An 11,788-nucleotide genomic window follows, 5' to 3' on the forward strand; every position below is an offset into this window, starting at 1 on the left:
TTGTTATTCACCATCTTGTTGTGGATGGAGTTTCTTGGAGAATAATATTGGAGGACTTTGAAAATGCTCTAAACCAGCTAATAAACTCAGAACCTATTAAGCTACAGAATAAAACTACTTCCTTTAAGGAATGGGCTCATAGATTAAAGGCTTATTCAGATGATCCTATTTTGCAAAAAGAACTAGAATACTGGGCAATGATTACTAATAAAAGTGTTAGTTCTATACCAACGGATAACAATATAAAGGATAGAGTTGTAAAAAATATTAGTACTAATACCTTAACCATACCAAAAGAAAAGACAGATTTATTGTTATTTGAATCCAATAAAGCTTTCAATACCGAGATTAATGATTTACTTATAGCTGCATTAGCATTATCACTGGAACAATGGAGAGATATAAATAAGTTTTTTGTTAACATGGAGTCCCATGGTAGAACCTTATCATTTGATGGTATAGACCTATCTAGAACAGTGGGATGGTTTACTGCAACATATCCATTGTTTATAGAGGTTGATTCTTCCATGGATTTAAGCAAAATACTAATAAATATAAAAGAAACAATAAGAAAAGTTCCAAATAAGGGTATTGGATATGGAATATTAAAATATTTAAGCTCTTTGGAAGGAAAATCTGAAATAAACTTTGATGTGCAACCGGAAATAGGTTTTAATTATCTTGGACAAGTAGATGACAGTATCAATACGGATAACTTTGAAAAATATGATTTAGGTATAGAAGCATCCTTTGGTGATAATATAAAGTGTATACATAAAATAGAAATAAATGCTATGATAGTAGATGGAAAATTAGAAGTTAGAACTTCATATGACAAGGAAGAGTATAATAAAAAATCAATTGAAACTCTTATGAATTTATTTATGGATAATTTGATTATGATTGCAGAGTATTGTGCTGCTAGAGAAGAGGTTGCATACTCAGTATCTGATTTTGATGATAGTGAATTGTCTCAAGAAGAATTAGATGAAATAAGTAAATTATTTAATTAATTGCTTTATTAATATTATTCAGTTATTACATTTAGATATGTGGTAGCTGTATCTCCAGAAAAGGTTGAAAAATTAGCTTATAAGACTTTTATGAAAAAAAGCAATCCTAAACAGATTGCTTTTTTTGCTAACTATACAATATAGAAAGACTTATCTTTACTCAATACTAAAATTTGATTACTTTTGGCTCGTCAGTAAAGGAATAGAAGGTAGCTGTAGCATCTTCAAAGTAAAGCACCTCTGTATTGTCATCTTCTGCTGAATACATAGATTGAAGTTCTGGATAATTACCTAACATATGCTTTTTTGCTTCTACTCTGTCATCTCTGATAAGCTTACCGGACACTCTAAGCCATCTTCCATCAGCAAAAGCACAAATTTCTGCCTTTGGATTAACCTGTAGCTGCTTAGACACATTCTTTACTTTACCTGTTTGGATATAAAGTTTACCTTCAAAAATATCTACTGTACCAAAGGGTCTAACTCTTGGCTGATCTCCTTCCACTGTAGCCAAATAATATGTTCCACATTTCTTTAAAAACTCATAAACTTCCTGCATTTTTCTGACCTCCTATTGATTTTTAAAGTGTTATGTAATTTTTTCCTTTTCCTATGTTAAGTCAAATTTGTGTAATGGTCAAGGTTCTATGTTGGTGAATGGAACTATTTTTAAAAATTTTCTAAAAATAATCAATATTCAGTAGAAATAGTTACATTTCTATTATATAATATACATCATATAGTAAAGTTGAGCAATGTACGCCGTTAAAGTCAAGGGAAAGTTCAAGAACCTTTAGAGAGAGCAGAAGTTTATTAGTATGTAATTAGAAGCTAAGGTTTTAGAATTCCTAAACGCAATTAAACAAAAGATGAAGGGAAAAGGAGATGATTCTATGAAATTCAAAAGTATTACCACAAGAATAACTTTGCTATTTGGTCTACTAATGTTTGTAATCTGTGGAGGTTTAGGAATTTCTGCTTTCTTAAATTCTAGAGATGCATTGAAAACAAACATTGACAAACATTTAATAGAATTAGCTAAAGCTGATGCTAAGATTATTTCTCAGAAAATAAATACTCAGATCAATTCACTAGAGACACTAGCTGATAATCCTTGGATTACAAGAAATGATTTGTCAATTGGCGAAAAATTGGAAGGCCTTAAAGATGAGACTAAACGAAGTGGACATATGGATATTTTGATTGCAGATACCAATGGCAATGCTTTCTCCGCTGATGGAAAGATTGGGGAAGTTAATGATAGAGAGTACTATATCAAAGCTATGTCTGGAGAAAGTAATGTTTCAGATCCGTTGGTTAATAAGATTGCTGATAATGTTATTGTGGTATTTGCAGTTCCGATAAAAGAAAATAATCAGGTTACAGGCGTACTTTTTGCAAGACGAGATGGTAACGATTTAAGCAATTATACTAATGAAATGCAAAATGATGAACAAGAAGTCTTTATGATTAACAGCGAAGGTACTATCATAGCTAACAAGGATAAAAGCCTTGTTATGGAAATGTTCAATATTGGTAAAGAATATGAAAATAATCCTGAGCTAGAGGAATTATATAATATTCAAAAGAAGATGATTGAAGGGGAAAGTGGAGTTGGTCAGTATACATTTAATGGAAAAACCAAATATATGGGTTATTATCCTGTAGAAGGTACAGACTGGTCCTTAGCTGTAACAGCAGATAAAGCAATGGTTATGAGTAAGGTTAATGATTTAAATAAGTTTTTAGTAATTATATCTGTTGTTTTCATCTTGATTGGTATAGCAGTAACTATATTGCTGGCTCGTAAGATTTCTCAACCAATCAAGGAGACAAGCCAATGCCTTAATGTTATAGCCACTGGAGATTTTACGGGAGCTATATCTAAAGATATGTTGGCAAGAGAAGATGAAATAGGTAGTTTAGCTAAATCCCTTGAAAAAATGCAGAATTCCATGAGGACAATGATGAAAGCGGTTGTGGATGAATCTTCTATGGTCAGTGAAATGTTGACTACCATTAATCAAAATATGCATGAATTGAATCAAAGTATCGAAGATATTTCTTCTACTACAGAAGAACTATCTTCAGGAACAGAGGAAACAGCTGCTTCAACTGAAGAAATGCATGCTACTTCCTTAGAGGTAGAAAAGGCCATTGAGACCATTGCCTCAAAAGCTCAAGAAGGTGCAGCTACTGTTAACAAAGTAAATTTAGTTACTGAAAGAATAAAAGATATGTCAATATCATCTAAACAGGAAGTTGTGGACATATATAGTAAAACAAAGGTCAATTTGCAGAATGCAATTGAAAAGTCTAAATCCGTTGAACAAATTAATGAATTGTCTAATACCATATTATCTATTACAACTCAAACCAATTTACTAGCTTTAAATGCAGCGATTGAAGCAGCTAGAGCAGGAGAATCCGGTAAGGGCTTTGCGGTTGTGGCAGAAGAAATTAGAAAGTTAGCTGAAAGTTCTAAAACTTCCATAGCTCAAATTCAAGAAGTGACAAATCAGGTGCTATTGGTAGTAAAGGATCTTTCTTCAAGCTCTATGGATATTATAGACTTTATTGATAAGAAAGTACTTAATGATTATGATGTCTTAGTAAATACCAGTGAACAATATAATGAGCTTTCTAGGGATATAAATGATGTAGTAATTGAGTTTAGTTCGATCTCAGAAGAGATTTTGGCCTCCATAGAAAATATGGTTGAATCCATCACTGAGATAAGTGCTTCTACTAATGAACAGGCTATGGGAGCAAGTAATATTGCCAATAAGGCAGAGGGTGTTGTTAATATGGCTGAAAATGTAGTTAATTTAGCAAGTAAATCAAATGAAAAGTCAGAATCCCTCATTAAGGTAGTTAATCAATTTAAAATTTAACTTCTACTTATTTTCTACCGCTAAGGTCAAAAGATCTTAGCGGTAACTTATTTTAGGAATAAATATAAGAGATTCTTATAATTTAAATGTGATATCAATTAATCAGATATATCTATAGTTTTTTAAAATTAAATAGCTAATTTCTTTTAGCATTTTAACTTTATATATTCATAACAAAGTCTAAAGTTTTGGCATATAATAAACAAGCTAACAATATCAGAGGAGTTTTATATGTACAATTTCTTTTGCACTAGGCAGCTTATTTATTTTGATGGTTACAGTGCATATATCTTAGACTTTAAGCAAGGAGATGTAACTGGAGACGGAATAATAGATAATGTATATCTTATGGGGGATAGACCCTATGGTTTTCAAAGCCCTTTTGTTACTAATATCAATCTGGTAGTACAGGATGGAGCTACTAATCAATATAATAGGGTTCCTATTAAAGAGGGGGCAGGTTATAATCCTACTATCTTTTTAGGAGATTTTACTGGAGATAAGGTGGATGACATAGTAGTGTATATAGATTCTGGCGGTAGTGGAGCTATCCTTTATAGCTATATATTTTCTTTTGTAGATAATAAGCCAAGCCTCTTATTCGACTATGAAAAGTTCAATAATGAGTTTCAGTATGAGGTTATCTATAGAGACAATTTTGAGGTAGATATTATTAGCTTTAAAACTAAAAAGAAATTTACTATAGATATTAGCTATAAAGGTGAAGAGTATTTATCAGAAATATATAATGAAGATGGCACCTTAAAGGAAGGGATAAAGGGCTTTGTTAATCCTATAAGTGGCTTGTACCCTATAGACTTTAATAGGGACGGAATATATCAACTTATGGCAGTTCAAAAAATAGCTGGTAGATATAATGCAGATGCTATAGGCTATGTGGAAACAGACTTGAAGTGGAACGGTAGGAGTTTTATACCCTTTAGACAGGAGATTGGAATTTTCGGAGAAAATGTTCTAGATATATAAATTTTTAAAATTTGTATATGCTATAAGGGTAAGGTTTTATTTTTTGAAAAGAGGATTGGATTATGAAAAGTAAAAAAGAAAAATATAATCTTACCTTTGCCATAGCTTTTGAAATTTTACTACTAATAACAGCTATTGTTAATTTTATAAATGGCGTAAAACGCAATGGTTATTTATCAATAATGTCTATGTTTTTGATACCAGTTCCCTTTATACTAAGTAACTTAGCTGATAAAAAAGATATTAGGCTTCCTTCAAGTTTTAAAGTTATAGCTATATTGTTCCTATTTGGAACTCAGTATTTGGGAGAGTTAGTAGGCTTCTATTTCACCCTTTGGTGGTGGGATATTTTTTTACATGGCTTTGCAGGTTTTTATATGGTTTCAGTTGGAAGGGATTTGATTAAAAGTTTTATTATCAATGAAAAGGGAATAAAGAGTAATAGATATGCCTTCTTTATTTCCCTGTGGGCTTTTTCTTTTTCTACTACTATAAGTACCCTGTGGGAAATCTTTGAGTATATTGGAGATAGTTTGCTAAATACTAATATGCTTAAAGAAGGTATTAAAGACACCTTTCATGATTTGCTTGCTGGTGAGCTTTTAGCTCTTTTAGGTGCTATAGTAATATATTTAAAACTAAGATATAAAAAAGCAGCTCTTTATAAAGTGTAAGGGCTGCTTTTTTAATGTCCAGTTATTTATATTCTCTAATTAAATATTCGTCCAAAATCAAAAGTAAGAGAAATAATTTTGCATCTTAGTATTTAAAAAATGCATCTTGGTAGTATGGATATTTACTTGGAATTGGGTAGTGATATACTATATATTATAGTAAGTGATACCACTTATCAGGGGGTGTTTAAATGAAGATTACTATTGATGAATGTCCTAGTCACAAGGAAGTTGAAATTGTAATTAAGTGTGACAAGGTTACAGAAGAAGTTGAAAAAGTAATTTCATTGCTTAGAAGTTCTGAAGAAAAAATTACAGGGGTAATAGAGGGGGAAAGATACTTAATAGATCCTTCTGATATTTACTATTTTGAAAGTGTAGATAAAAAGACCTTTATGTATACAGAAAGTCAAGTATTAGAGATACCTCTAAGACTATATGAGTTAGAAGAGAAATTAGCAAAACAAGACTTTTTTAGGGCAAGTAAATCTACAATAATAAACATATCAAAAATTCAAAGACTGTCCCCAAGACTTAATGGAAAGTTGGATGTGATACTGGAAAACAATGAGAAGCTGGTAGTATCTAGGCAGTATGTTGGTAGACTTAAGGATATTTTAGGATTATAGAGGAGGTATATCAATGAAAAGGTTCATGGAATTAATTGTGCAGTTTAAGTTTGTCTGGGGCTTGATTTTTAGTGCTACAATCCTACTATATTCGGTAGTGGCTATGATTAATGGGGATACAGCTATGGATTTTATATTAATGTGGAAGTTGGTTGGATTTACAATTGTGCTAGGGGTTATACATTTTATTATTTATGGTGAATTTATATTGGAGTCCCTTAGTGCAAAGTATAAAACAGTAATTCATTTTATAGCCTGTTATATAGTATGCCTTATTTCAGTGGTGATACTTAATTGGGCAGATATATCAAATCTACGGCATGTATTAGTATTTTCAGGGGCTTATATATTCATATATTTAACAGTATTTCTTTCTTTATATATGTATTATAAATTTACTGGAGAGCAACTTAATGATCGATTAGCAGCTTATAAGCAAAATAAAAGATTAGAGGGGGATGGAAATGACCGTAATTGAAATCAATAATCTATCAAAAACCTATGGGAAAAAACGGGGTATATCTAATGTTAATTTAAGAGTAAACAAGGGAGAAATATTTGGTTTTATTGGGCCAAACGGAGCAGGAAAATCTACCACTATAAAAATCCTTATGAATTTTATTTTTCCAAGTTCCGGAGAGGCTAAAATTTTAGGAATGAATTGTGTTACTGAAACAGATAAAATCAAGGAAAAGGTAGGTTATGTGCCTAGTGAAGTAAGGTATTATGATAACATGACCGTAGAGGAGCTACTAAATTATGCTAAGTCCTTTAAGAATAATGTGGACGATGCTTATATGAAGGATCTGTGTCACAGCTTTGATGTGGAGCTTACCAAAAAGATGTGGGAGTTGTCCCTAGGAAATAAAAAGAAAGTAGCTATTGTGCAGGCCCTTATTCATAAGCCACAGTTATTAATTTTAGATGAACCTACTAACGGTTTAGATCCCTTAATACAACAAAAGCTTTTTAACACCTTACTAAAGATAAGGAAAGAGGGAACTACAATATTTTTATCTAGTCATAACTTAACAGAAGTAGAAGAGTTTTGTGACAGAGTGGCTATTATTAAGGAAGGTAAAATAATCGAAGTAAGAAGCATAGAGGATTTTGTCCATAAGAGGATTAAGAGAATTACTTTGAAGCTTTCTAAAAATATTGAAGAGGAACTAAAGGTAATAGGAGCAGAGGGCTTGGAAAATGAAGGAGATAGGATATGCTTTAATTTTAATGGTGATATAAATAAATTACTAGTGGTAATCTCAAAGTACCAAGTAGAAGATTTGTTAATTGAAGAGAAAAAGCTGTCGGAAGTATTTATGAATTACTATGACCAGGAGGGGAGATAAATGAATATTTATAAAATGGAAGTTAAAAAAGGCTTTAAGTCTATGTTAATATGGAGCGTTATATGCGTACTTCTAACTATATTATTTATGTCCATGTTCCCATCCATGCAAGACAGCGGAATGCAGCAGTTAGTGAAAACAGAGCTAGATGTTATGCCACCAGCCTTGTTGAAGGCCTTTGGCTTAGAGGATGCACCGGATTTTTCAAAGCTTAAGGAGTATTTTGCCTATGTATTTCAATATTTAATGATGGCGGGAGTAATCTATGGAGGTTTATTAGGTTCTAAGGCTTTAGTAAAGGAGGAAAGTGAAGGAACTATAGAATTTTTATACGCTCAACCAGTAAAGAGAAGTAAAATAGTAACTATGAAAATTTTATCGGCAACAACCCTTTTTGCACTCTTTGTGATTATCATTGCTTTTTCATCCCTTCTCATATCTTTTGTGGTAAAATCATCAGATTTAAAGGTTATAGATGTGATTAAGGACTATATACTTTTGTTTTCTGGATTTTTAATGGTAGGCTTGGTTTTTCTAGCTGTAGGTTTTGTAATATCAGTGCTAGTACCTCATTTAAGATTGGCTATGCCTATATCCATAGGGTTTTTCTTTGTAACATACCTTTTAGGCATATTCTCAGATATGATAGAAAAACTAAGTTTTTTAAAATATTTTTCTCCATTCCATTTTGCAATGCCAGCGGATGTAGTTAAGAATGGTATTAAAGTTAGCTGTGTAGTGCTAGCATTGTCCTTTATAATTGTAGCTATAGCGGCGACTTATATTAAGTATATCAAGAAAGATTTTAGGATATAAGATTTAAAAAATAATATTGCAAACATTTTAATATGGAGTATAATAAAGGAGTGTGAAGTGAAAATAATTATCAATAAATAAAGAATATCAAATGAAAAATACTAATATTTATAAAAATTTATAAAAGTACTATAGAAGGGATGATAGTAATGAGTATATATGATTTTTCTGCTAAGAAAATTAATGGTGAAGAAGTTTCTTTAGCAGATTATAAAGGAAAGGTATTAATAATTGCAAACACTGCAAGCAAGTGCGGATTTACACCTCAATATAAGGATTTACAAAAGCTATATGAAAAGTACAAGGAAGAAGGACTAGAGATTTTAGGTTTTCCTTGTAACCAATTTGATGAACAAGAACCAGGTAGTAATACAGAAGTTAAGACTTTTTGTGAAATTAATTATGGAGTTACCTTTAATATATTCGAGAAGATAGAGGTTAACGGACACGATGCCCATCCTCTATTTAAGTATCTAGTTACACAGGCGCCTTTTAAAGGATTTGATAAGAGTACACCTATGGGAAAAATACTTTATAGTGTAATTAGAGAAAAGTATCCTGAGAATCTAGTAGGAGATGCAATAAAGTGGAACTTCACAAAGTTCTTAATTAGTAGAGATGGAAAGTATATAAAGAGATTTGAGCCTACTACAGATCCACTAGATATGGAAGAGGATATTAAAAAGTTATTAGCAGCCCATTAATCTTTGTACTTAATATAAAGCTGTTGACCTAATTATTGGGTCAACAGCTTTTCTAATTTGGCACCATTATTAGCATAGATAAATTACATATTCAATCCTATTAGTTCAATAAATTTCATGGAGGTAGGAGATAGGGATACCCCTTTTAAAAAACACACACCTATATTTCTTGCTGGGATTTTTTCAGTCAATTTTATCTCGTACAGTAGGCCTTTTTTCAAGTATTCATGGGAAAACTCTCTAATAACGCAAGCTATACCTAAATTGATTTTAGCAAGCTCTAACAGTAAATCATGAGAGCCTAGTTCAATTTCTGGCATAAGGCTGATACCCTTTGATAAGAAATAATTTTCTATGTACCGTCTAGAGTTTGATTTAGGCTCAAGCAATATTAGGGGCAATTCTGCTAGCTGAGAAAGACTTAATGGCATGGATATAGTGCTAAGAAAATTTTTTCCGCAGACAAAGGTATCATGAATGGTCAAAACTTCTCTAACTTCTATGCTTGCATCACTAATAGGCAAGTTGCAAATGGAAAGATCCAGCTCCCCAGACTTTAACATTACACAAAGCTCTGGAGTAGTACCATTAATAATTTTGAATTTGATATTAGGAAATCTATTATGAAATTCCTCTAGATAAGGTAATAAGTAATGTTTAGATATGGTATCTCCTACACCAATCTTTAATTCCCCAACTAAAAGATTTTTGGATTCTAACAGCTTCTGTTCTGCTACATTAATTAAGTTAATGGCAGAATTGATATATTCAAATAGCATTTGTCCTTCCTTGGTGAGGATTACTCCCCTCGGAGTTCGGGTAAAAAGGCGAATATCTAATTCTGTTTCAAGCTGCATAATGGCCTGACTGACAGCTGGCTGAGTCATATATAGTTCCTTAGACGCTTTAGAAAAGCTATTACATTGAGCAACTTTACAAAAAATCCTATATAAATCTAATTTTGTAGACATATAAGTTCTCCTTATATCAAATATCATACTTACTTATTTTACTTATACCATATAAGTATAGTATAGTACAAGTGTAACAAATAATAATATTATAATGAAAATATAAGGAGCGGTTTTAATGGAAAGAGTAGTAGGAACTGTAGTTAGAGGTCTTAGAGCGCCTATTATTAAAGAAGGAGAAGACATAACAGAGATAGTTGCTAACACTGTTTTAAAGGCTTCAGAAGTAGAAGGCTTTACAATAACTGATAAGGATATTATAGCTATAACTGAATCAGTAGTTGGTAGAGCACAGGGAAATTATGCTAGCGTTGATAATATAGCAAAGGATATAAAGTCAAAGTTTGGTGACGATACTATTGGAGTAATTTTCCCTATCTTAAGCCGTAACCGTTTTGCAATTTGTCTTCGTGGTATAGCAAAGGGAGCAAAGAAAATTGTTTTAATGCTTAGTTATCCTTCTGATGAAGTAGGTAATCACTTAGTTGATATAGATGAATTAGACGAAAAGGGTGTGAATCCTTGGACAGATGTTTTAACAGAAAAACAGTTCCGTGAATATTTTGGATATAAAAAGCATACCTTCACTGGTGTAGATTATGTAGACTATTATAAGTCTTTAATAGAAGAATACGGTGTTGAATGTGAAGTGATTTTCTCAAATAATCCAAAGACAATATTAGATTACACAAAGAGTGTACTTACTTGTGACATTCATACAAGATTTAGAACAAAGAGAATACTAAAGGCTAACGGTGCTGAAAAGGTATATGGTCTAGATGATATATTAACAGCATCTATTTATGGCAGCGGTTATAACGAAGCTTATGGCCTTTTAGGATCTAACAAATCAACAGAGGAAAAGGTTAAGTTATTCCCAAGGGATTGTCAGCCTATAGTAGATAAAATACAAGCTATAATTAAAGAGAAGACAGGAAAAACTGTAGAAGTTATGGTATATGGAGATGGAGCCTTCAAAGATCCAGTAGGTAAGATATGGGAACTTGCAGACCCTGTAGTATCACCTGCTTATACTTCAGGTCTTGAAGGAACACCTAACGAAGTAAAATTGAAGTATCTTGCAGATAACGAATTTGCAGATTTAAAAGGCGAAGAACTGAAAAAGGCTATTTCTGAATATATTAAAAATAAAGATGCAGACCTTAAGGGTTCCATGGTTACTCAAGGAACAACACCTAGAAGACTTACAGACCTTATCGGTTCACTTTGTGATTTAACTTCTGGAAGTGGTGATAAGGGAACACCAATAGTTTATATTCAAGGATATTTTGATAATTATGCTAAGTAATATAATCATTAATTAATAAAAACTTTCTAAAAGAGGACCCCTTGTAAATTATAAAAAATAAGCTTGTTTTTAGGAGAAGGACTAAAAACAAGCTTATTTCTATTCTTTATCATCTAACTCGTAGGATTGATACATATTGTTATTAATATATAGGTAAATTACTTTAGGCGCTGATTCCTTTTTTGGGTCAATGGTATATAACTTCTTTCCAGTGTATATATTGAAAGAATCAATGGGATAAATAACAGTATCTTTATCAATAAAGGTTTTTGGTATATCCTCTCTTGATTTATAATAGGTATACCCATAACATTTGATTTTTTTGGGCAAAGCAAAGGGATTCCACACTCCATAAAGATATCGATTTGTAACTAGTAAGGACAATAGTATAAAAAGGATTATAAATCCTATTATCTTTAATGTTTTGAATTTTTTCATAAAT

The 11,788-nt window shown here is 31.7% G+C and carries 13 protein-coding genes; 10 read left to right on the forward strand and 3 right to left on the reverse strand.

Annotation, left to right across the window (positions count from 1 at the left end):
* Nucleotides 1-1,013, forward strand: a 1,013-nt coding sequence (locus tag N3C_RS13850) for a condensation domain-containing protein (RefSeq protein ID WP_074366602.1), incomplete at its 5' end; no start/stop codon positions are given.
* 166 nt (nucleotides 1,014-1,179) lie between these two features.
* Here N3C_RS13850 and N3C_RS13855 read toward each other — a convergent pair.
* A complete protein-coding gene (locus N3C_RS13855) occupies nucleotides 1,180-1,572 on the reverse strand; it encodes a pyridoxamine 5'-phosphate oxidase family protein (protein ID WP_074366603.1) in 393 nt (130 codons plus the stop codon).
* 334 nt (nucleotides 1,573-1,906) lie between these two features.
* Here N3C_RS13855 and N3C_RS13860 point away from each other — a divergent pair, with 334 nt between their 5' ends.
* From N3C_RS13860 to N3C_RS13895, 8 genes are all read left to right on the forward strand, one after another.
* Nucleotides 1,907-3,907 (forward strand): methyl-accepting chemotaxis protein, encoded by a 2,001-nt coding sequence (locus N3C_RS13860; protein WP_074366604.1) that lies wholly within the window; start codon nucleotides 1,907-1,909, stop codon nucleotides 3,905-3,907.
* 231 nt (nucleotides 3,908-4,138) lie between these two features.
* On the forward strand, nucleotides 4,139-4,894 hold the full coding sequence (locus N3C_RS13865; protein ID WP_074366605.1) for a spore coat protein: 756 nt from the start codon (nucleotides 4,139-4,141) through the stop codon (nucleotides 4,892-4,894).
* A 62-nt stretch (nucleotides 4,895-4,956) separates the two neighbouring features.
* A complete protein-coding gene (locus N3C_RS13870; RefSeq protein ID WP_074366606.1) occupies nucleotides 4,957-5,568 on the forward strand; it encodes a DUF2238 domain-containing protein in 612 nt (203 codons plus the stop codon).
* Nucleotides 5,569-5,759: 191 nt separating this feature from the next.
* Entirely contained in the window at nucleotides 5,760-6,197 is a 438-nt protein-coding gene (locus N3C_RS13875) for a LytTR family DNA-binding domain-containing protein (protein WP_074366607.1), read from the forward strand.
* A gap of 13 nt (nucleotides 6,198-6,210) precedes the next feature.
* On the forward strand, nucleotides 6,211-6,675 hold the full coding sequence (locus N3C_RS13880) for a DUF3021 family protein (RefSeq protein ID WP_074366608.1): 465 nt from the start codon (nucleotides 6,211-6,213) through the stop codon (nucleotides 6,673-6,675).
* Nucleotides 6,662-7,546: an ABC transporter ATP-binding protein gene (locus tag N3C_RS13885; protein ID WP_074366609.1), complete on the forward strand. Its 885-nt coding sequence runs from the start codon at nucleotides 6,662-6,664 to the stop codon at nucleotides 7,544-7,546. Before N3C_RS13880 ends, N3C_RS13885 begins: the two co-directional genes overlap by 14 nt.
* Nucleotides 7,547-8,362: an ABC transporter permease subunit gene (locus N3C_RS13890; protein WP_074366610.1), complete on the forward strand. Its 816-nt coding sequence runs from the start codon at nucleotides 7,547-7,549 to the stop codon at nucleotides 8,360-8,362. It abuts the gene before it with no gap.
* A gap of 149 nt (nucleotides 8,363-8,511) precedes the next feature.
* Complete coding sequence (locus N3C_RS13895; protein ID WP_074366611.1) at nucleotides 8,512-9,066, forward strand: glutathione peroxidase; 555 nt, start codon at nucleotides 8,512-8,514, stop codon at nucleotides 9,064-9,066.
* Between the two features lie 83 nt (nucleotides 9,067-9,149).
* Here N3C_RS13895 and N3C_RS13900 read toward each other — a convergent pair whose 3' ends face one another.
* Nucleotides 9,150-10,037, reverse strand: coding sequence for a LysR family transcriptional regulator (locus N3C_RS13900; RefSeq protein ID WP_074366612.1), 888 nt, complete (start codon nucleotides 10,035-10,037; stop codon nucleotides 9,150-9,152).
* Nucleotides 10,038-10,155: 118 nt separating this feature from the next.
* Here N3C_RS13900 and N3C_RS13905 point away from each other — a divergent pair, with 118 nt between their 5' ends.
* Nucleotides 10,156-11,346, forward strand: a complete 1,191-nt coding sequence (locus N3C_RS13905; RefSeq protein WP_074366613.1) for a coenzyme F420-0:L-glutamate ligase — start codon at nucleotides 10,156-10,158, stop codon at nucleotides 11,344-11,346.
* A gap of 99 nt (nucleotides 11,347-11,445) precedes the next feature.
* Here N3C_RS13905 and N3C_RS13910 read toward each other — a convergent pair.
* The coding region (locus N3C_RS13910) for a hypothetical protein (protein ID WP_207648628.1) at nucleotides 11,446-11,788 on the reverse strand (343 nt) is incomplete at its 5' end.

The sequence above is a fragment of the Clostridium sp. N3C genome (assembly GCF_900095445.1).
In the GTDB taxonomy this organism is placed as follows: domain Bacteria; phylum Bacillota; class Clostridia; order Clostridiales; family Clostridiaceae; genus Clostridium_AU.